We start from the raw sequence: 20,597 nt of genomic DNA, 5'->3' as shown, positions 1-20,597 counted from the left end.
TTCTCCTCAAGCACTTTCGGATGCGGATCAGGCCGGACGGGTCTGTCCGTCTCCCCACGCAATCCATTTGGTCGACGTCAATTCGGGCAGCCCCATGGGACCGCGGGCGTGCAATTTCTGGGTGGAGATGCCGATCTCGGCGCCGAACCCGAACTGCTCGCCGTCGGTGAACGCGGTGGACGCGTTCACCATCACCGCGGCGGCATCGATACCGTCGGTAAACCGTTGCGCCGCAGCCATATTCGTCGTGACGATGGCCTCGGTGTGCCCGGTGCCGTACTCGTTGATGTGGGCGATCGCGGCGTCGACGCCGTCGACCACCGCCACCGCGATGTCCATCGACAGGTACTCGCGCCGCAGGTCGTCCTCGGTGGCGTCGCGGGCGAAGCCGCCGTGCACGGTCACCCCGGCGTCCTGCAGCGCGGTCACCAGCCGGGGCAACGCCTCCTCGGCGATGGCGGCGTCCACCAGCAGCGTCTCGGCCGCATTGCAGACGCTGGGCCGGCGCGTCTTGGAATTCAGCAGCACGCGCTCCGCCACCTCCAGGTCGGCGCCTTCGTGGACGTACACGTGGCAGTTGCCCACCCCGGTCTCGATGGTGGGCACCTGGGCGTCGCGCACCACCGCGTTGATCAGGTTCGCCCCACCGCGCGGAATCACCACGTCCACCAGGCCGCGGGCCTGGATCAGGTGCGTCACCGTGGCGCGGTCGTCGGCCGACAGCAGCTGCACCGCGTCGGCGGGCAGGTCCTCGCTGACCAGCGAGGCCCGCAACACCTGGACCAGCGCCTGGTTGGACCGCGTCGCCGAGGAGCTACCCCGCAACAGCACCGCGTTGCCGGACTTGAGCGCCAAACCGAACGCGTCCACGGTGACGTTGGGCCGGCCCTCGTAGATCATTCCGACCACGCCGAGCGGAACCCGCTGCTGGCGCAGCTGCAGCCCGTTCGGCAACGTGTAGCCGCGCAGCACCTCCCCGACCGGGTCGGGCAGCCCGGCCACCTGGCGCAGCCCGGCGGCGATGCCCTCGACCCGCTTGGTGTCCAACGCCAATCGGTCCAGCATGGCGCTGGGCGTGCCGGCAGCCCGGGCCGTCTCGAGGTCCTCGGCGTTGGCCGACAGGATCAATTCGGCGTGGCCGGCGATCGCGTCCGCGGCCGAGCGCAGCGCCTGGTCCTTGGCGACGGTGGGCAACAGCGCCAGCACCCGGGAAGCCACCCGGGCGCGCCGCGCCGCGTCGTGCACCTCCCGGCGCAGGTCGACCGCGCGGGGTGCGGCCCGGCCCTGCGGGCGCGAGGTGCCGCCACCGCTGCGGAATGGTGCTTGCAGACCCATTGAACCAGGGTATCGGGCCGCAAACGCCCGGGTGAGGCGGCCCGCTGCCGGGCCCGGCCGGCCCCTAGCCGACCCGCTCGCCGCGCCGGGCACCGCGCACCTTGCTGCGGCGCTCCTCGAGGATGCGGCCGAAGTTCTGCAGCAGCGCCGGGGCCCGCGTCACCAGATGCTCGATGTGTTCCCGGTCGATCTCCAGGGCGGTGACCTCCTCCAGCGCGTAGGCGCTGGCCAGGTTGGGTTGCCGGGTCAGCGCGGTCAGCCCCAGGAACTCGCCTTCGGCCAGGGTGCTGACCGGAACGACGGTCCCGTCCTCGGCCGTCGCGGTCAGCTGCACCCGGCCCGACACCAGAAACGTCATCGCCGACGGCACCTGACCGGCGTCCTCCACGATCTCGTCGGCGCCGTACCGCACGATCCTGGCCGCCGACCGCAGCGACCGCTGCTCCTCGGTGCTGAGCCGCAAGGCCGCCGCGACGACCGTGTCCAACGCGTGCTCCACGCGTTGCACCGTGGAGAAATCGTCGTCGGCGCCGTCGAGGTGCAGCTCCTCGCGCCGGGCGGCGTACCAGGCCCAGCGCAGGAAGGTGGCCTTCGCGGCGCCGGCGTCGGCGGGTGAGTCCAGCCAGATGACGGTGCGGTACCCGGCGGCGCCGACGGGCACCGTGCGGGCGACGGTGCCGGGTTTGACTTGCGGCAACGCGCGGGCGACCCGGGACAGCGTCGCGCACACCCGGTCGGGCGCGTCGGCGGTGGAGAACGTGGTGTCGATCGCCACCTTGTGCGGTCCGGGCGGCCGGCTGAGGTTGATGAACGACGTGGTCGCCAGCATCGAGTTCGGCATGATGCGGATCCCGGCGCCGGTGTCGATGTGCACCGAACGCCAGTTCACCTCGACGACGCGCCCGCTGGTGGTCCCGGTGTCCAGCCAGTCGTCGATCCGGAACGGCTGCTCGAACAACATGAACAAGCCCGAGACGATCTGCCCGACGGAATTCTGCAGCATCAGGCCGATGACGACCGAGGTGATGCCCAGCGCGGTGAACAGCCCGCCGATCCGCACTCCCCAGATGTAGGACGACATCACCGCCAGCCCGACGCAGATCAGGGCCAGCCGTGCGACGTCGATGAAGATGGTGGGAAGCCTTTTGCGCCAACTCTTTTCGGGTGCGCGTTCGAACACGGTCGCGTTGAGTCCGGACAGCAGCAGCACCAACACCAGCAGGCCGAAGGCCGTGGTGAGGATCCGCACCGGGATGTGGCCGGCCGGAATCCCGGACGCCTGAACCAAAAACAGCAGCAGCGCGCCCAGCGGCAGCAGGTAGTTGCGCAGCAGGCCCACCTGCCGGGCCAGCGGGCTTTGCCTGCGCAGCAGGGCGTCGTGGATCTCGGTGAGCGCGATCATCCCGATCGGCAATCCGATCGCGATTCCGATCGCCCAGTAGAACCACGACGAGCCGAAGGCGTTCATCAGCGCTCCAGCAACCGGTAGATGGCCTGGTCGGTCCCGCCGACCGAGATGGTGCCCGTCGGGGCGAACTGCCGAACGTCGCGCATCGCCTCGTACACCTGCGAGCTGACGTAGATCCCGGGTTGCGGTGAGCCGCTGTGCATTTGGTAGGCCAGGCTGACCGCACCGCCCCACATGTCGTAGACCAGGCCGGAGCGGCCGACCAGACCGCTGACGACGTTGCCGGTGTTGATGCCGACCCGCAGGCCCAGCTGGTGGCCGGTCTGGCTGTTGAACCGGTCGATGATGCGGCCAATCTCCAGCGCGAAGTCGACGGCGCGGTGAATGCTGTCCAGTCGCGGTGTGACCACCCCGCAGCTGGCCAGATAGCCGTTGTGGAAGGTGCGAATGCGTTCCACGCCAAGGGTTTCCGCCGCCGAGTCGAACTGGCGGAAGAGTTCGTCGACGGTGCCGACCAGCTGGGCCTCCGGCATCTCGGTGAACAGCTCGTCCAGGCCCACGATGTCGGCGTAGATGATGGCGACGTCCTGGTGCTTCTGGGCGATGGTCTCCTCGCCCTCCCGATAGCGTTGCAGCACCGACTCGGGCATCAGCGCCAGCAGCAGGCGGTCGTTCTCCCGGCGCTGCTCGTTGAGCAGCTCTTCCTTGATGGCGAGGTTTCGGCTCATCTCGTTGAAAGCCGCTGTCAGATCACCGATCTCGTCGCGGGCCCGGACGGGAATGTTGATGTCGTAGTCGCCGGAGCTGATCTTGCGGGTGCCCTCCTCCAGTCGCCGGACCGGGCGCACCGCCGCCTGGGCGACGAACATCGACGCCACGCAGATCACGAAAATCATTGCGGTGACCGCGATCACCAGGTTCTTGCTGAACCGGCCCAGCCGCGCGAACGCGTCGGAGTTGTCCCGCGTGGCCAGGATCGACCAGTGCAGGTCGGAGTTGGGGATGTTCAGCGGGGCGTAGGCCTCCAACTCCCGGTTGCCCATGTAGTCGGTGGCGGTCACCACGCCTGTCTCGCCGCGCTGGGCGGCGCGCAGGCCCGCGGTCGCGACGGGCTGCACCAGCGTGGTGCCGCCCAGGTGGATCGCGCGGTCCACGACGTCCGGTGGGGTGCCCGCGTCGATGGCGTCGCGCCGGTATTGTTGCGGATCCTCGACGAAAACCCGCGAGTCGGAACGCATCAGATCGTCCGGGCCGGCCAGGTAGGTCTCGGTGGCCGGGCCCATCCCGGCGGCTTCCCAGTGACCGCCGGCGGTCATGATCTTGTTGATCTTGGCGGCCGGCACCGGCAGGGCCATCACGCCCTCGATCCTCCCGTTCATCCCGACCGGGGACACCACCCATGCGGTCGGGGCCTCGAGTTGCGGCTGGTAGGGCTGGAAGTCGGTGATCCACACGAAGTCGACGTCGTTGGAGGCCAAGGCTTTCTGGTAGGCCTCGCGCAGCTTCGATTCGCGGTACGGGCCGGTGAGGATGTTGGTCCCGAGATCGGGGCCCTTCATGACGCTGTAGACGACGTTGCCCTGCGTGTCGAGCAGCAGCGCGTCGCGGTAGTCGAAGCGGGTGGCGATGTCTCGGACGTAGAAATCGAAGCGGGCGTTGGCCGCCGACCATGCGCTGCCGTCCCCGGCGTCCTGCACCGGCAGCGAGTCGGGGGTGGGCCGGGGCGCGGCGGTGTAGTACGCCTGAATGTATTTCTGTGCATTGGAATTCGGCAGCACCGCATTGATGTCGATGCTGTCGCCGGTGGCGTGTTTGATCGGTTTGAGCATCTGGTTGTCGTAGTAGTTGACCAGCTGCTGCTGTTGGGCCGGCGTGATGGTCGCATTGGCCAGTTGGGCGAAGCCGGTGGTGAGCGCCGCGGTCGCCTCGTTGATGGTGAAACCACCGCTCCAGACGATCAGTGAGTTCGTCACCTCCCGAAACAGCGCCTGCACCGCGCGCTTCTGCCCCTCGCGCAGCTCGATCAACCGCTCGGACTCGACCTGCCGCAACGCGTTGCGCCCCGACACCGCGCCGATGAGGCCGATCACCGCGACCCCCAGGATGCTCGACAGCAGCATGGTGATCAGGATTTTGGACTGGATGCCGAACCGGAACCGGCTACGCAGCGGGGTTCGCCGGGTGCGCTTTGCGGGTTGCGGCGCCGGGGCGGGCGCGATGTCCGATTCGGCGTCGGTGAGTTCGCTCGTGGTCAATCGTCTGCCCTTTTCTCGCGGGAGAAGCGCGCCTAACGCAGCAGACTAGCGTGCCGACACGCGGATATTGACCGTTTGCCGTGACGCGGATCCACGGCAAAAGGCCCGCGCCCCTGGCCTGGTTTGGCCGCCGGGGCGGCGACTAACCTCGGCGCCCATGACAGACGTCTGTGTGGTGGGCAGTGTGAACCTCGATCTGTCGCTGGCCGTCGACGCGCTGCCGCGGCCCGGCGAGACGGTGCTGGCGTCGTCGTTGCGACAGGCCCCCGGCGGCAAAGGGGGCAACCAGGCGGTGGCGGCGGCGCGCGCGGGCGCGCGGGTGCAGTTCGTCGGCGCGGTCGGCGACGACGCGGCCGCCGAGCAGTTGCGGGCGCACCTGCAGGCCAACGGGGTCGGGCTGGACGGGGCCGTCGAGATCCCCGGGCCCAGCGGCACCGCGATCGTGGTCGTCGACGCCAACGCCGAGAACACCATCGTGGTCGCCCCGGGCGCCAATGGGCGGTTCACGCTGAACGACGAGCGTGCCCGCGCGGTGCTCGCCGGCTGCGACGTGATGCTCACCCAGCTCGAGATTCCGGTCGCCACCGCGGTCGCGGCGGCGCGGCACGCCCGGTCCGGCGGAGCGGTGGTCGTGGTGAACGCGTCGCCGGCAGGCCGGGACCCCGACTCGTTGAGCGAGCTGGCCGCCGCCGCCGACGTGGTGATCACCAACGAGGAGGAGGCCAGCGAATGGCCTTGGCGGCCAAGGCACTTGGTGGTCACCCTGGGATCGCACGGTGCCCGCTACGTCGGCGCCGACGGCGAGTACTCGGTGCCCTCCCCCGACGTCGATGCGGTGGACACCACCGGGGCCGGCGACGTGTTCGCCGGGGTGCTGGCGGCGAACTGGCCACTCGAGCCCGGTTCGCCGGATCAGCGGCGGCTGGCGTTGCGACGGGCCTGCGCCGCGGGTGCGCTGGCCACCCTGGTGCCCGGGGCCGGGGATTGCGCGCCGCGGGCCGAGGAAATCGAAAGGGCCTTGCGTGGTAAGTCTTAGCCGCGCGGGCCGCCGACGTCGTGGGCGATCCGCAGGCCGTCGCCGGTCTCCATGTCGTCGGCGGACTGGCTGAGCAGCACCCGACTTCGGCTCGGCGACAACAGCGCCGAGACGTGGTGGTGCGGACGGTCGCCGACGTAGACGAGCCGGTTGACCCTCAGCAGGGCGGCACCGATCGGCACGTCGAGCAACCCCGCTGACCTGCGGTTGGCAGTGTTTGGCAGCGTAACGCGTCGATCTGGCAGTGGTGGGCGAGCAGCCTCGGTGGCGACCTGTCAGCCATCGGAAAGGAAAATCATGTCCGCCACCACGATTGACCGCACCACCGGCCGGGACGGTTTGCTCCGCCTGGCCATGCGCGCCGACGCCGCCATCAGCGGGCTGGCCGGCCTGGCCGGTATCCCGCTGGTCGGCTGGCTCGCCGAGGTGTCCGGCACCACCACGGCCTTCGAGTACGGCATGTCCGCGTTCTTGATCGGTTACGGCGTGCTGGTGTTCGGGCTGGCCGCGCTGCCCTCGGTGCGCCGCGCCGGCATGGCCGTCATCATCGGCAACCTGCTTTACACCGCGGCCGCCGTGGTGCTGGTGCTCGCCAACGTGTTCCCGTTGACGTCGGCGGGTGTGGTGTTGAACCTGGCGGCCGGCGTCTACACGCTGGTGTTCGCCGAGCTGCAATACCAGGGCTGGCGGCGCGCCAGGGCGTGAGGTTCGGGGCCCGCTCGGCGAACCCGGGCGGGCCCACCGCCGCCGCTGCTAGTCCTCGGGGACTTCGCGTTCGATCTCGTCGAGCCAGATGCGCGCCGACATGTCCGACGGGGCGCGCCAGTCGCCGCGCGGCGAGAGCGCACCGCCGTGCGACACCTTGGGGCCGTTGGGCAGCGCCGAGCGCTTGAACTGGCTGAACGAATAGAACCGCTGCACGAAGACCTGCAGCCAGTGCCGGATTTCCTTGAGCGAGTAGGACGGTCGCTTGTCCTCGGGGAAGCCGGGCGGCCAGTTGCCCTGCTCGGGATCGCTCCACGCATGCCAGGCCAGGAACGCGATCTTGGACGGCCTGAACCCGTAGCGCAGCACATGGAACAGCGAAAAGTCCTGCAGCGCAAACGGACCCACCTTGGCCTCGCTGCTCTGCAGTTCCTCCTCCTCACCGCTGGGCACCAGCTCCGGGGTGATCTCGGTGTCGAGCACCGACTGCAGCACCGCGCCGACCTCCGGCGCGAACTCCTCCGACGAGATGACCCAGCGGATCAGGTGTTGGATCAGCGTCTTGGGCACCCCGGCGTTGACGTTGTAGTGCGACATCTGGTCGCCGACACCGTAGGTCGACCAGCCCAGCCCCAGTTCGGAGAGATCGCCGGTGCCCAGCACGATGCCGCCGCGCTGGTTGGCCAGCCGGAACAGATAATCGGTGCGCAAGCCGGCCTGCACGTTTTCGAAGGTGACGTCATACACCTTTTCGCCGCGTGCGAAGGGATGGTCCATCTCCTTGAGCATCAGCTGGGCGGTCTCGCGGATGTCGATCTCGGAGAACGTCACCCCCAGTGCGCGGCACAGCTCGATCGCGTTGCGTTTGGTGCGGTCCCCAGTGGCGAAGCCGGGCAACGTGAACGCCAGAATGTCGCTGCGCGGCCGTTGTTCGCGGTCCATGGCCCGGGCGGCGACGATCAACGCGTGTGTCGAGTCCAGCCCGCCGGAAATCCCGATGACGAGCTTGGGGTAGTCCAGGGCGCGCAGCCGCTGTTCCAGCCCGGCGACCTGAATGTTGTAGGCCTCGAAGCAATCCTGTTGCAGCCGTTCGCGATCCGCGGGCACGAAGGGAAAGCGCTCGATCTCACGCCGCAAGCCGATGTCGCCGGCCGGCGGGTCGAGCCGGAACTCGATACGCCGGAACGACTCCGACGCGATCCGGTGATGGCGCCGGTTGTCGTCGAAGGTGCCCATCCGAAGTCGTTCCGAGCGAAGCAATTCGGTGTCGATGTCGGCGATGCTGCGCCGCTCCCCCTTCGGGAACCGCTCCGACATCGCCAGCAGCACACCGTTTTCCCACACCATGGTCTGGCCGTCCCAGGCCAGATCGGTGGTGGATTCCCCTTCGCCGGCAGCGGAATACACGTAGGCGGCCAAGCATCGCGAGGACGCGGAACGCGCCAGCAGGCAACGGTCCTCGGCGCGTCCGATCGTGATGGGGCTGCCGGACAGGTTGGCCAGCACCGTCGCGCCGGCCAGCGCGGCCTGCGCGCTGGGCGGAATCGGCACGAACATGTCCTCGCAGATCTCCACGTGCAGCACGAAACCGGGCAGGTCGGAGGCGGCGAAGAGCAGATCCGGGCCGAACGGCGCCTCAAGGCCGGCGACGCGGACGGTGCCGCGCTCGTCGTCGCCCGGCGCGATCTGACGGCGCTCGTAGAACTCCCGATAGGTGGGCAGGTAGGACTTCGGCACCACACCGAGAAGCGCGCCGCGATGGATCACCAGCGCGGCGTTGTAGATCCGGTGCCGGTGCCGCACCGGGGCGCCGACCACCAAGACCGGCAACAGATCGGCCGAGGCCGCCACGATCGCGGCGATGGCCTGCTCCACGTCGTCGAGCAACAGGTCCTGCAGCACGATGTCTTCGATGGAATACCCGGACAGCGTCAGTTCCGGGAAGACGGCCAGCGCCGCGCTGTCGTCGTGGCAGGCGCGGGCCAGCCGCAGCACCGACTCGGCGTTCGCGGCGGGGTCACCGATGACGGTGCGATGCGTGCACGCGGCGACGCGGGCGAAGCCCTGGCTGTAAGCGTTGTAAAAGTCCATCGCCCTTCCATTGTCGCCCCCTGCGTGTCAACTGCTGGCCGCCGGGTATCCCGGACGGCATGAGCGACACTGCTGTGTTGGTGGTCGACATGATGAATTCGTATCAGCATCCCGACGCTGAAAATCTAATACCCAATGTCGAGAAGATCATCGAGCCGTTGACCGGTCTGGTGCGCCGGGCCCGCGAATCCGCCGGCGTCGACCTGGTGTACGTCAACGACAACTACGGCGATTTCACCGCCCAGTTCTCCGATCTGGTCCGCTCGGCGCTCGACGGCGCCCGGCCGGACCTGGTGAAGCCGATCGCCCCGGTCTCGGGCGAAGCCGCCAGCCTGACCAAGGTCCGTCACAGCGCGTTCTATTCGACCGCGCTGGCTTACCTGCTGAGCCGGTTGGGCACCAAGCGGCTGATCATCACCGGGCAGGTCACCGAGCAGTGCATCCTCTACACGGCCCTGGACGCCTACGTGCGGCACTTCCCCGTCGTCATCCCGACGGACGCGGTCGCACACATCGACCCCGAGCTGGGCGCGGCGGCCTGCAAGATGATGGAGCAGAACATGTCCGCCGAGCTGACGACGGCGGCGGACTGCCTCGGCTGACTCGTACCCTGAACAACGTGACGGTCGGCCGCGCGGAATCCCCGGAACTGGTGGCGGTGCTGGCCGGTCGGCGGATCGCGGTGCTGACCGGTGCGGGCATCTCCACCGACTCGGGCATTCCGGACTACCGCGGGCCCGAGTCGCCGCCCAGCAATCCGATGACGATCCGCCAGTTCACCGGCGATCCGGCGTTCCGGCAGCGGTACTGGGCGCGCAACCACGTCGGCTGGCGGCACATGGACGACACGCTGCCCAACGCCGGCCACCGGGCGCTGGCCGCGCTCGAGGATGCAGCGGTGGTCACCGGCGTGATCACCCAGAACGTCGACCTGCTGCATACCAAGGCGGGCAGCCGAAACGTCATCGACCTGCACGGCAGCTACGCGCGGGTGATCTGCCTGGGCTGCGGTGACACCACGAGCCGCGCCGCGTTGGCCGAGCGGCTGGAAGCGCTCAACCCGGGGTTCATCGAGCGCGCCGAGGCGATCGGCGGGCTGGCGGTGGCCCCCGACGCCGACGCGGTCGTCGCCGACACCGCGTCGTTCCGTTATCTGGACTGCGCGCGCTGCGCCGGCATGCTCAAGCCCGACATCGTCTATTTCGGCGAGAGCGTGCCCAAAGATGTTGTGGCAGCTGCCTATCGGCTCATCGACGAGGCCGACGCGCTGCTGGTCGCGGGGTCGTCGCTGACCGTGTTCTCCGGCTACCGGTTCGTGCGTCATGCCGCCGCGCGGGGCATCCCGATCGCGATCGTCAACCGCGGCGGCACCCGGGGCGACCACTTGGCCACCGTCAAGGTCGACGGCGGGTGTTCGGAGTTGCTGGCCCTGCTCGCCGACGAGTTATCGCCGCTGCCAACGCATTAGCGCCACACGCGTCAGAAGGTGCACGGCATGGCGCGGATGGCATGCACGAAATTGCCCGCCAAATAGGTGGGCTCGCCGGCCTGGATGCCGGGCAGCTGCCGGAACAACTCGGAGAAGATGGCCCGCAGCTGCGCCCGGGCCACGTGCGCGCCGAGGCAGAAGTGCAGCCCGCCGCCGCCGAAGCCGACGTGCGGGTTGGGGTCACGGCCCAGGTTCAGACGTTCGGGATGGTCGAACGCCTCGGTGTCCCAGTTGCCGGACGGATAGAACATGACCACCTTCTCCCCCGCCAGGATGGTCTGACCGCCGAGTTCGACATCGGTTGCCGCGGTGCGGCGGAAGGTCATCACCGGGCTCGCCCAGCGGATGAACTCCTCGACCGCGGTGCCGATGCGGTGGTCGAAATCCTCGAGCAGCCAAGCCCTTTCGTCAGGGAATACGGTGAGCGCCCTGAGGGTGTGGCTGATGGTCTGCCGGGTGGTGTCGTTCCCGGCCACCGACAGCAGCACGAAGAACGCCGCCACCTCCGCGTCCTCCAGGCGGTCGCCGTCGACCTCGGCGGTGACCAGGCTGCTGATCAGGTCGTCGCCGGGCCGCTCGCGGCGCTGGGTGGCCAGGTCGCCGACGACCTGGTGCAGATACATCTGGTTTTCCAGCAGGACTTCCAGCGCCGGGCGCCCGTTGAGGAACTCCGGGTCGGCCCACGAGACCAGGGCGTCGGTGGCGTGCGCCATGCGTTCCCGCTCGGATTCGGGAATGCCCATCATGTCCGAAAGCGTGCGGATGGGTAGCTCCTTGGCGCAGTGGTCGACGAAGTCACAGCCGCTGCCGGCGGCGCGCAGTTCCTCGACGATCGCCTTGGCGTTGGCCTTGATCGAGTCCTCGATGCGGCGCACCTGGCGGGGACTGAGCGCCGCGTGCGCGAGCTTGCGCAACTTGGTGTGCCGCGGCGGGTCCATCGCCAGGAACGACTGCGACGCCTCGAGCAGCTCCGCGGGAATGCTCTCGAACATCACCCCGTGCCCGGACAGGAAGACGTCGTTGTTGCGGCTGACCGTCACGATGTCGGCGCGCCGGGTGACCGCCCAGAAGCCGGGATCGGTGGGATCGGGCAGCAACGAGTCTTCGACCGGCGGATGCCAGCTCACCGGCCGCTCGGCGCGCAGCACCGCGAACGAGCGTTCTCGCTCCGCGGCGGTGCCGGACCAGAACGCCCGCGACGACAGGTCGATCTCGTCGTAGGCGCGGCCCGATCGACCGGTCCCGGACTCGCCCGTCAGCACGGCCATGATGCCGATCCTCTCCGCTATGACACCGGTCACAGCACATCGGCGACGATATTCCTAGACAGTGTGTCTAGTCAATATGTCGAATAGTCGGCTAGGCTGGCCGTATGCCGTCGGTGACCCGCACGCCGCCGGGCCGCCGCAGCCCGGGCCGCGAGCAGCGCCGCGAGCAGCTGGAGCGCCGGCTGTTGGACGCCACCGAACGGCTGATGCGTGACGGCGCCAGCTTCACCGAGCTCAGCGTGGATCGGCTCGCCGGTGCGGCCGGCATCTCGCGGGCCAGCTTCTACATCTACTTCGAGGACAAGGGCCATCTGCTGCGCCGGCTGGCCAGCCGGGTGTTCGGCGAGCTCACCGACGGCGCGCGGCGCTGGTGGAGTGTGGCCGGGCGGCACGACCCCGACGACGTGCGGGCGGCGATGACCCGCATCATCGCCACCTATCGCCGGCATCAGGCGGTGCTGGTGGCGCTCAACGAGATGTCCGGCTACGACCCGCTGACGGCGCAGACCTACCGCGAGATACTGACCGGCATCTCCGGCCAGCTCACCCGGGTCATCGAAGACGGTCAGGCCGACGGGTCGATCCGCCCGCGGCTGGCCGCGGCCACCACCGCGAGCGCGTTGACCTGGATGGTCGAGCGGGCCTGCCAGCAGAACCTACCGGCCCAGCCGTCCGCCTACGACGCGGAGCTGGCCGACACGCTGGCCGAAATCGTTTGGGGCGCACTGTATCTCAAGCCCGCCTCGGGGAGCTGACCGCACGGCACCGCTCACACCGCCACCAAGTCGTCGGCGTGCACCGCGGGCCTGCGCAGCTCGCCGGGCAGCTCACTGGTCGAGCGCCCCATCATGGTCGCCAGTTCGGTGGCGTCGTAGGCCACCACGCCGCGGGCCACCGGCACCGCGTCCGGCCCGCGCAGTTCCACGACGTCGCCGGCGTAGAACCGGCCGGACACCGCGGTGATGCCCGCGGGCAGCAGCGAGCGGCGCTGATGCACCACGGCGCGCACCGCGCCCTCGTCCAGGGTCAGCGCGCCGGCCGCCTCGGCGGCGTAGCGCACCCAGAACCGCCGGGCCGACATCCGCACCGGCCGGGCGGCGAAAACCGTGCCGACCGAAGCGTCGGTGAGCGCGCTGGCGGCGTCGGCCGCGGCGGCCAGCAGCACGGGCACCCCGGCGTCGGCGGCCAGCAGCGCCGAGGACATCTTCGACGTCATGCCGCCGGTGCCCAGGTCGCTGCCCGGGCCGGCGACCACGCCGGCCAGATCCTCCGCGCCCGTCACCTCCGGAATGAACTTGGCTCCCTTGGTCTTTCGCGGGTCCGAGTCGTAAAGGCCGTCGATGTCGGACAGCAAGACCAGCGCCTCGGCGCCGACCAGGTGGGCCACCAGCGCCGAGAGCCGGTCGTTATCGCCGAACCGGATCTCGTTGGTGGCCACGGTGTCGTTCTCGTTGACGATCGCCACCGCATGCAGGGCGCGCAGCCGATCCAGGGTGCGCTGGGCGTTGGTGTGCTGGGCGCGCATCGAGATGTCGTGCGCGCTCAGCAGCACCTGCCCGACGGTGCGGCCGTAGCGGGCGAACGCCGCGCTCCAGGAATTCACCAGTGCCACCTGACCGACGCTGGCCGCGGCCTGCTTGGTCGCCAGATCCCTGGGGCGACGGGACAATCCGAGCGGCTCGATGCCCGCGGCGATGGCACCCGACGAGACGATGACGACGTCGGTGCCGGCCTTCATCCGCGCCTCGATGGCGTCGGCGAGCCCGGCCAGCCGGCCGGCGTCGAAAACCCCGGCCGGCGTGGTCAACGCGTTGGTGCCCACCTTGACCACCAGGCTGCGCGCCGTGCGGATGGCGTCGCGGTGGGCGGTCACGTGTTCTCACCGCGTTCTGTGGTTCCGCGCTCTGCATCGTCGCCGGTGCGGCGCTGCCTGCGGGCGGCCTTGCGCTCGGCGGCGCCGACCCGCTCGGTGCGCTCCAGCCGCGCGTCGGTACCGCGGCCGGACAGCACAACCTGTTGTCCGGCAGGCGTTTGCGGCTCCCAGTCGAACGTCATGTCCCCGATGGTGACCGCGCAGCCGGGTCGCGCGCCCAGCCGCAGCAACTCCTCTTCGACGCCGAGCCGGGCCAGCCGGTCGGCGAGATACCCCACCGCCTCGTCGTTGTCGAAGTTGGTCTGGCGCACCCAGCGCTCCGGCCGCGCACCGCTGACCACGAACGCGCCCGGCTGCCGCGGATCGGGTTCCACCCGAAAACCGCTGTCGTCGACGGGAACCGGGCGGATCACCGGGCGCCGCGGCACGATCTCCGGCTGGGCGGACTGGTACTCGGAGATCATCTGCCACAGCCCGAAGGTCAAGGGCTGCAACCCTTCTCGAGCCACCGTCGACACCAGGAACACCGGCCAGCCGCGCTCGGCGATCTCGTCACGGACGAACTCGGCCAGTTCGCGCGCCTCGGGCACGTCGATCTTGTTGAGCACCACCGCGCGGGGCCGCTCGGTGAGATCACCCAGCGTCACGTCGCCTTGCAGGGTGGGCGTGTAGGCGGCGAGTTCGGCTTCCAGCGCGTCGATGTCGGAGATCGGGTCACGGCCCGGATCGGCGGTGGCGCAGTCGATGACGTGCACCAGCACCGCGCAGCGCTCGATGTGCCGCAGGAAGTCCAGGCCCAGGCCGCGGCCCGCTGATGCGCCCGGGATCAGGCCGGGCACGTCGGCGACGGTGAAGGTGTGCTCGCCGGCCGACACCACGCCCAGGTTGGGCACCAACGTGGTGAACGGGTAGTCGGCGATCTTGGGCTTGGCCGCCGAGATCGCGGACACCAACGACGATTTGCCGGCCGAGGGGAAGCCGATCAAGCCGACGTCCGCGACGGTCTTGAGTTCCAGTGTCAGCTCACGGGTTTCGCCCGGCTCGCCCAGCAGCGCAAACCCGGGAGCCTTGCGGGCCCGCGACGCCAGCGCGGCGTTGCCCAGGCCGCCGCGTCCGCCCGCGGCGGCCTCGAAGCGGGTGCCCGCGCCCACCAGATCGGCCAGCAGCCGGCCGTTCTCGTCGAGCACGACGGTGCCGTCGGGCACCTTGACTTCCAGGTCGGCGCCGGCGGCGCCGTCGCGGTTGTTGCCCATGCCCTGTTTGCCGGACGGCGCGCTGATGTGCGGATGGAAGTGGAAGTCCAGCAGGGTGTGCACCTGGGGGTCGACGACGAAGACGATGCTGCCGCCGCGGCCACCGTTGCCCCCGTCCGGGCCGCCCAGCGGCTTGAACTTCTCGCGATGGACCGAGGCGCAGCCGTTGCCCCCGGACCCGGCGCGCGCATGGATGACGACGCGGTCGACGAACCGAGGCATCGTGGATCCTCTCAGCCGTCTCGTTCGCCGAGCGTGCAGCTACCGCGAGAATTGCCTCGAATTATCGCGGTGAGTGCACGCTCGCGGCGCTCAGTCGGCGGCTTGCCCGGCCGCCACGATGTTGACGGTCTTGCGGCCGCGCTTGATGCCGAATTCGACGGCGCCGGCCTGCTTGGCGAACAACGTGTCGTCGCCGCCGCGGCCGACGCCGGTGCCCGGGTGGAACTTGGTGCCGCGCTGGCGGACGATGATCTCGCCGGCCTTGACGATCTGGCCGCCGAACCGCTTCACCCCGAGCCGCTGCGCGGCGGAATCCCGGCCGTTGCGCGAGCTGGAAGCGCCCTTCTTGTGTGCCATGTCTGTCGCCTCCCGAGCTACTTGATACCGGTGACCTTGAGGACCGTCAGCTGCTGACGGTGTCCCTGACGCTTGTGGTAGCCGGTCTTGTTCCTGAACTTGTGAATGCGGATCTTGGGGCCCTTGGTGTGCTCGAGCACCTCGCCGGTGACCGCGACCTTGGCCAGCGCCGCGGCGTCGCTGGTCACCTTGGCGCCATCGACCACCAGGGCGACCGGCAGCGACACGTTCGAACCCGGCTCGGAGTCGAGCTTCTCGACTTTGACCACGTCCCCGACGGCGACCTTGTACTGCTTGCCGCCCGTCTTGACGATTGCGTAGGTCGCCATCGTTGCTCCTGCTCCTTCTTGTAGCCGCCGCTCGGCGCGTCGCGCGCGAACCAGCCGCGGTGCACGTGGTGGGTCTGGGTTGCGGGCCTGCGCCGATTCCCGGGGAAGTCCCGCTGCCGCCGGCCAAAGTAGCCACCCGGCCCGACGACAACTGTCCAAGGGTACGTGACCAGCGGCTACAGGGTCAAACCGGGCACCCCCGGCGCGGCGCTCAGTCCGCGTGGATCGGCGGTCCGGCCGGCCGGCCGGCCGCGCGCCGACGCCGTGGCCGGCCGAGGGCCGAAACGCCCGGGCGCTCGGCCGCCGAGTCCCGCTGGTCTTCGGAATCGTCGGAATCCTCCGAGTCGTCGGAGTCCTCGGTGTCCAGGTCGTCGTCGTCCAGCTCGAGGTCCTCGTCGTCGTCGCCCAGGTCTTCCTCGTCGTCGATGTCCTCGTCATCGAGGTCCTCATCATCGGAGTCGTCGGAGTCGTCGGAGTCCTCATCGTCGACGTCCTCGAGGTCCTCGGTGTCCTCGGCCGCTTCGAGCTCCTCGGCGCGCGCCGCCTTCTTCCGCTCGAGCTCGTCACCGGCCTCCTCGGCGGCGGATTCGTCCTCGTCGGAAGCCGCCTGCGTGGACGAGCCGGCGGCCATCGCCTTGAACATCGGATGCTCGCCGGGCGAGTGGACCGGCACCTTGGCCACCACCGGCTCCTCGGCCTTGCTCTTCTTGCGCCGGCCGCGGCGCCCCCCGGACTCGGACTTCCGCCCGTTCGACGGGGCCGAGTCCACCGGGTCGGCGTGCAGCAGGATGCCACGGCCGCCGCAGTTCGGGCAGGACGTCGAGAAGGCCTCCACCAGCCCGGTGCCCAACCGCTTGCGGGTCAGCTGCACCAACCCGAGCGACGTAACCTCCGACACCTGATGACGGGTGCGGTCGCGGGCCAGCGCCTCGGTCAGCCGGCGCAGCACCAGGTCGCGGTTGGACTCCAGCACCATGTCGATGAAGTCGATGACCACGATGCCGCCGATGTCGCGCAGCCGCAGCTGGCGCACGATCTCCTCGGCCGCCTCGAGGTTGTTCTTGGTCACCGTCTGCTCCAGGTTGCCCCCCGAGCCGGTGAACTTGCCGGTGTTGACGTCGATCACCGTCATGGCCTCGGTTCGGTCGATCACCAGCGTGCCGCCCGACGGCAGCCACACCTTGCGGTCCATCGCCTTGGCGAGTTGTTCGTCGATGCGGTGCACCGCGAACACGTCCGGCCCCGGCGTGCCGTCCGGGCCGGTGGCCGGCTCGTACTTGGTGACCTTCGAAACCAGGTCGGGCGCAACGGAATTCACGTATTCGTTGATGGTGTTCCAGGCGTCGTCGCCGGAGACGATCAGGCCGGCGAAGTCCTCGTTGAACAGGTCGCGGATGACCTTGACCAACACGTCGGGCTCTTCGTAGAGCGCCACCGCCGCGCCGGCCGCCTTCTCCTTGATCTCGATCGCCTTGGCCTCGATCTGCTTCCAGCGCTCCTGCAGCCGGGTGACGTCGCCGCGGATGTCGTCCTCTTTGACACCCTCGGACGCGGTCCGGATGATCACCCCGGCGTCCGACGGCACCACCTCGCGCAGGATCTCCTTGAGCCGCTGGCGTTCGGTGTCGGGCAGCTTGCGGCTGATGCCCGTCGAGGACGCCCCCGGCACGTAAACCAGGTAGCGGCCCGCCAACGACACCTGCGTGGTGAGCCGGGCGCCCTTGTGCCCGACCGGATCCTTGCTGACCTGGACGACGACGTAGTCGCCGGGTTTGAGCGCCTGCTCGATCTTGCGGTCGGATCCGCCCAAGCCGGCGGCCTCCCAGTTGACCTCGCCGGCGTAGAGCACCCCGTTGCGGCCGCGGCCGATGTCGACGAAGGCCGCCTCCATCGAGGGCAGCACGTTCTGCACGATGCCCAGGTAGATGTTGCCCACCAGGGACGCCGAAGCGGCCGAGGTGACGAAGTGCTCGACCACGATGCCGTCCTCGAGCACCGCGATCTGGGTGTACCGCGAGCCCTGATGCGGCGGCTCGGTGCGGATCCGGTCGCGCACCACCATGACCCGTTCGACGGCCTCGCGACGCGCCAGGAATTCGGCCTCGGTCAGCACCGGGGGGCGGCGCCGGCCGGCGTCGCGGCCGTCCCGGCGTCGTTGCCGCTTGGCCTCCAACCGGGTCGAGCCGTCGATGCCCTTGATCTCGCTGCTCGAGCTGCCGTTGCCGTCGTCCCCGCCGTTTTTGCCGTTGCGGGGAGGCCGCTCGTGCACGACGGTGTTGGGCGGATCGTCGGGCGAGGGCCCGTCCTCGTTGTCGTCGCCGGACCCGGATTTGCGGCGCCGGCGCCGGCGGCGGCGGCGATTACCGCCGTCGGCCGAGCCGTCGTCACCGGTGTCGGAGTCGTCGGCGTCCTCGGCGTCCTGGCCGTCGGAGTCGTCGTCGCCGTCCGACTGGCCGCCCTTCTTGCCCCGGTTTTGCGGCTCGTCGTTGTCGCCGTCGCCCGGCCCGTCGGATCCGCCCTGCTCGCCGCGGCCTCGCCCGCGTCCGCGACGGCCGCGGCGGCGCCGCCGGCTGGACGGCCGGTCGGCCTGCTCGTCGTCGTCGCCGTCCGAGTCGTCGGAGTCGGCGGTCTCGTCGGCATCGCCGTCGTCGTCGCTGCTTTCCAGCGGCTGCGGCGCGACGAACAGCGGCATGTAATGCGGCCGCTCGGTAGCGTCGGGGGTTTCCAGCAGCAGCCGGGATTCGGGTTCGCCGGTGATCCCGGCGTCCGGTCCGCCGCTCGCCGCGTCCTCGGCAGCCGGCTCCGGTTCTGCCGACGGCTGGGCGGCGAGCAGGTCACGCACCCGGACCGCGTCCTCGCGGTCCACCGTGGAGTGCGCGCTGCGCACGCGGCCGTCCAGCTCGCTGAGCGCGTCCAGCACCCGCTTGCTGGTGGTTCCCAGCGTTCGGGCCAGCGAATGAACTCTCAAACGGTCGGGCAGGTCCCCGGACCGGGTCGATTCTTCTGATGGGTCTGCAGTCGGTGCACCGTCTACCACGTATTCTCCTCAAGCCCCCGGGCGCGTCGTTGCGACGCGGCCACGCGAGGGCTTCGCTATGGGCCCGGGTCACTTCTCCCGGGCTTGTGATGGTCTCGCCCCGAGCGGCTCGGTAGAACCCACTCGGCGCCGTGCTGAATGACGGCCTGACATGCAGCGAACCAAGGCGACGGGGCTATGGTCGCGCTTGTCCAAGTCTTCATTCGGGTGTCTGACGCCGGTCCGGCGACGTTCACCCGAGATCAGTATCCCACATCACGGCACCGGCCCACCCGCACCTGAGGCCGCCGGCTCGGGCGGAACCGCCCGCCCCCGGCAGGCGGCGGCATCGCCGCAGCTCTAGGCGTATTCGGTCGGGACGTTGGTAGCGGGCGTGTCGGCTTGATGTGAGGAGAACCCCCGGGTGGGGTGTGGCTTGTCGAAGGCCCATCACCGTCCGGAGGTTCTCGTGTCCCACCGTAATGCCCGCNGTATTCGGTCGGGACGTTGGTAGCGGGCGTGTCGGCTTGATGTGAGGAGAACCCCCGGGTGGGGTGTGGCTTGTCGAAGGCCCATCACCGTCCGGAGGTTCTCGTGTCCCACCGTAATGCCCGCACGACTTTTCACGGCCGATTGCTGATCGTCCAACGTCATCAGGCCGGTTGGAAGCCCGCCCACATCGCTGCAGCAATGGGTGTCTCCCGCAAGTGCGTGCATACCTGGATTAGCCGTTATGCCGCCGAGGGCGAGTGCGGGTTGTGGGATCGATCCTCACGCCCTCATTGCTCGCCGCGCCGCACGTCCCTCGCAGTGGAGCGGCAGGTCGTAGCCGCTCGCCGGGCTCATCGTCGCGGCCAGGACTGGTTGGGGCCAGAATTGGGCATCCCGGCGCGCACGGTGGGACGTATCCTGCGCCGTCAGGGTGAGCCTTGTCTGCGCGACTGCGATCCGATGACCGGTGCACTGATCAAAGCATCGAAGGCCACCGCCGTGCGCTACGAGCGCGACCATCCCGGGGAATTGGTCCACGTTGACGTCAAGAAACTCGGCCGCATCCCTGACGGGGGCGGGTGGCGCGCTCACGGCCGCCGCGAAGAGGTCCGTGGTCGCGGGATCGGCTATGACTATGTGCACTCGATGGTCGACGATCACAGCCGGCTGGCGTACTCGGAGATCTTGGCCGACGAGAAGGGCCTGACATGCGCCGGATTCATCGGGCGAGCCGCTGGTTACTTTGCACAGCAAGGTATTTCACGTATCGAACGTGTCATTACCGACAACCACTTAAGCTACCGGCGCTCCGCCGAGGTGGCGAATGCCATCGCGGCGATCGGCGCCAAACACCTGTTCATCAAACCGCACTGCCCTTGGCAGAACGGCAAGGTCGAGAGATTCAACCGCACCCTGCAGGTCGAATGGTCATACCGCCGAGTTTTTGCCTCCAATGCCGACCGCGCCCACGCGCTTGCACCCTGGCTTGAGTTCTACAACACTCAACGCCGCCACAGCGCACTCGACGGCCTACCACCCATCAGCCGACTGCGACCAACGTGCTGACCGAGTACATCCGATTTCCCGTTTCGCCGACTCGACCGAATCGGACCCGTGCACCAGGTTGAACTGCGTCTCCAACCCGAAATCGCCCCGGATGGTGCCGGGAATCGCCTTCTCCACCGGGTCGGTTCCCCCGGCGAGCTGCCGGAACGCCGCGATCGCCCGCGGCCCCTCGACGATGGCCGCGACCACCGGACCGGAGGTGATGAACTCCAGCAACGACGCGAAGAACGGCTTGCCCTCGTGCTCCGCGTAATGCTGGGCGGCCAGATCTTGGCTGACGTGCCGCAGCTCCAGCGCGACGAGGGTGAGGCCCTTCCGCTCGATCCGGCCGATGATCTCCCCCACCAGCTGCCGCTGGACGCCGTCCGGCTTGATCAGTACCAATGTCCGTTCGGTCACGGCG

The 20,597-nt window shown here is 69.3% G+C and carries 17 protein-coding genes and 1 pseudogene; 6 read left to right on the top strand and 12 right to left on the bottom strand.

Features of this window, described 5'->3' with window-relative positions:
• Nucleotides 1-27: 27 nt before the first annotated feature.
• From H7I87_RS10495 to H7I87_RS10485, 3 genes are all read right to left on the bottom strand, one after another.
• A complete protein-coding gene (locus H7I87_RS10495; RefSeq protein ID WP_167380277.1) occupies nucleotides 28-1,335 on the bottom strand; it encodes a glutamate-5-semialdehyde dehydrogenase in 1,308 nt (435 codons plus the stop codon).
• A 64-nt stretch (nucleotides 1,336-1,399) separates the two neighbouring features.
• The gene (locus tag H7I87_RS10490) at nucleotides 1,400-2,803 is read right to left on the bottom strand and encodes a mechanosensitive ion channel domain-containing protein (protein WP_033719580.1); all 1,404 of its coding nucleotides are present in this window, start codon (nucleotides 2,801-2,803) and stop codon (nucleotides 1,400-1,402) included.
• Nucleotides 2,803-4,998, bottom strand: a complete 2,196-nt coding sequence (locus H7I87_RS10485; protein ID WP_033719578.1) for an adenylate/guanylate cyclase domain-containing protein — start codon at nucleotides 4,996-4,998, stop codon at nucleotides 2,803-2,805. Before H7I87_RS10485 ends, H7I87_RS10490 begins: the two co-directional genes overlap by 1 nt.
• A gap of 157 nt (nucleotides 4,999-5,155) precedes the next feature.
• Between H7I87_RS10485 and H7I87_RS10480 the strand changes: the two genes are divergently transcribed.
• Nucleotides 5,156-6,034, top strand: coding sequence for a ribokinase (locus H7I87_RS10480; RefSeq protein ID WP_062888208.1), 879 nt, complete (start codon nucleotides 5,156-5,158; stop codon nucleotides 6,032-6,034).
• On the opposite strand, the pseudogene H7I87_RS10475 reads toward H7I87_RS10480, so the two are convergent.
• A pseudogene (locus H7I87_RS10475) lies at nucleotides 6,031-6,246 on the bottom strand (GntR family transcriptional regulator); the annotation flags it as partial. The gene H7I87_RS10480 and the pseudogene H7I87_RS10475 overlap by 4 nt on opposite strands.
• 85 nt (nucleotides 6,247-6,331) lie before the next feature.
• Between H7I87_RS10475 and H7I87_RS10470 the strand changes: the two are divergent.
• A complete protein-coding gene (locus H7I87_RS10470; protein WP_019732659.1) occupies nucleotides 6,332-6,739 on the top strand; it encodes a hypothetical protein in 408 nt (135 codons plus the stop codon).
• Nucleotides 6,740-6,787: 48 nt separating this feature from the next.
• Here H7I87_RS10470 and H7I87_RS10465 read toward each other — a convergent pair whose 3' ends face one another.
• Nucleotides 6,788-8,830 carry an NAD(+) synthase gene (locus H7I87_RS10465; RefSeq protein ID WP_011724314.1) on the bottom strand — a complete coding sequence of 681 codons (2,043 nt, stop codon included), beginning with the start codon at nucleotides 8,828-8,830 and terminating at the stop codon, nucleotides 6,788-6,790.
• 59 nt (nucleotides 8,831-8,889) lie between these two features.
• Between H7I87_RS10465 and H7I87_RS10460 the strand changes: the two genes are divergently transcribed.
• Nucleotides 8,890-9,432 carry a cysteine hydrolase family protein gene (locus H7I87_RS10460; RefSeq protein ID WP_009975981.1) on the top strand — a complete coding sequence of 181 codons (543 nt, stop codon included), beginning with the start codon at nucleotides 8,890-8,892 and terminating at the stop codon, nucleotides 9,430-9,432.
• A 17-nt stretch (nucleotides 9,433-9,449) separates the two neighbouring features.
• The gene (locus H7I87_RS10455; RefSeq protein WP_023861362.1) at nucleotides 9,450-10,298 is read left to right on the top strand and encodes an NAD-dependent protein deacetylase; all 849 of its coding nucleotides are present in this window, start codon (nucleotides 9,450-9,452) and stop codon (nucleotides 10,296-10,298) included.
• Nucleotides 10,299-10,309: 11 nt separating this feature from the next.
• Here the strand turns inward: H7I87_RS10455 and H7I87_RS10450 are convergent, their stop codons facing one another.
• Nucleotides 10,310-11,587, bottom strand: coding sequence for a cytochrome P450 (locus H7I87_RS10450; protein ID WP_031347823.1), 1,278 nt, complete (start codon nucleotides 11,585-11,587; stop codon nucleotides 10,310-10,312).
• 104 nt (nucleotides 11,588-11,691) lie between these two features.
• On the opposite strand from H7I87_RS10450, the gene H7I87_RS10445 reads away from it, so the two are divergent.
• Entirely contained in the window at nucleotides 11,692-12,342 is a 651-nt protein-coding gene (locus H7I87_RS10445) for a TetR/AcrR family transcriptional regulator (RefSeq protein ID WP_011724311.1), read from the top strand.
• 14 nt (nucleotides 12,343-12,356) lie between these two features.
• Here the strand turns inward: H7I87_RS10445 and proB are convergent, their stop codons facing one another.
• The 5 genes from proB to rne form a co-directional block, all read right to left on the bottom strand.
• Nucleotides 12,357-13,460 carry a glutamate 5-kinase gene (proB, locus tag H7I87_RS10440; RefSeq protein WP_011724310.1) on the bottom strand — a complete coding sequence of 368 codons (1,104 nt, stop codon included), beginning with the start codon at nucleotides 13,458-13,460 and terminating at the stop codon, nucleotides 12,357-12,359.
• On the bottom strand, nucleotides 13,457-14,935 hold the full coding sequence (gene obgE / locus H7I87_RS10435; RefSeq protein WP_009975971.1) for a GTPase ObgE: 1,479 nt from the start codon (nucleotides 14,933-14,935) through the stop codon (nucleotides 13,457-13,459). Before obgE ends, proB begins: the two co-directional genes overlap by 4 nt.
• 90 nt (nucleotides 14,936-15,025) lie before the next feature.
• Complete coding sequence (gene rpmA, locus H7I87_RS10430; protein ID WP_003875863.1) at nucleotides 15,026-15,292, bottom strand: 50S ribosomal protein L27; 267 nt, start codon at nucleotides 15,290-15,292, stop codon at nucleotides 15,026-15,028.
• Between the two features lie 17 nt (nucleotides 15,293-15,309).
• On the bottom strand, nucleotides 15,310-15,621 hold the full coding sequence (gene rplU, locus H7I87_RS10425; protein WP_003875862.1) for a 50S ribosomal protein L21: 312 nt from the start codon (nucleotides 15,619-15,621) through the stop codon (nucleotides 15,310-15,312).
• Nucleotides 15,622-15,832: 211 nt separating this feature from the next.
• Nucleotides 15,833-18,658 (bottom strand): ribonuclease E, encoded by a 2,826-nt coding sequence (gene rne, locus H7I87_RS10420; protein WP_033726750.1) that lies wholly within the window; start codon nucleotides 18,656-18,658, stop codon nucleotides 15,833-15,835.
• Between the two features lie 573 nt (nucleotides 18,659-19,231).
• Between rne and H7I87_RS10415 the strand changes: the two genes are divergently transcribed.
• Nucleotides 19,232-20,194: an IS481 family transposase gene (locus tag H7I87_RS10415; RefSeq protein ID WP_080708752.1), complete on the top strand. Its 963-nt coding sequence runs from the start codon at nucleotides 19,232-19,234 to the stop codon at nucleotides 20,192-20,194.
• On the opposite strand, the gene ndk is transcribed toward H7I87_RS10415, so the two are convergent.
• Complete coding sequence (gene ndk / locus H7I87_RS10410; RefSeq protein ID WP_264002667.1) at nucleotides 20,159-20,593, bottom strand: nucleoside-diphosphate kinase; 435 nt, start codon at nucleotides 20,591-20,593, stop codon at nucleotides 20,159-20,161. The two genes, H7I87_RS10415 and ndk, sit on opposite strands and share 36 nt — an antisense overlap.
• Nucleotides 20,594-20,597 lie beyond the last annotated feature (4 nt).

The organism is Mycobacterium timonense (assembly GCF_025821985.1).
Classification (GTDB): Bacteria; Actinomycetota; Actinomycetes; order Mycobacteriales; family Mycobacteriaceae; genus Mycobacterium; species Mycobacterium avium.
This window is presented reverse-complemented; position numbering and strand designations above follow the sequence as displayed.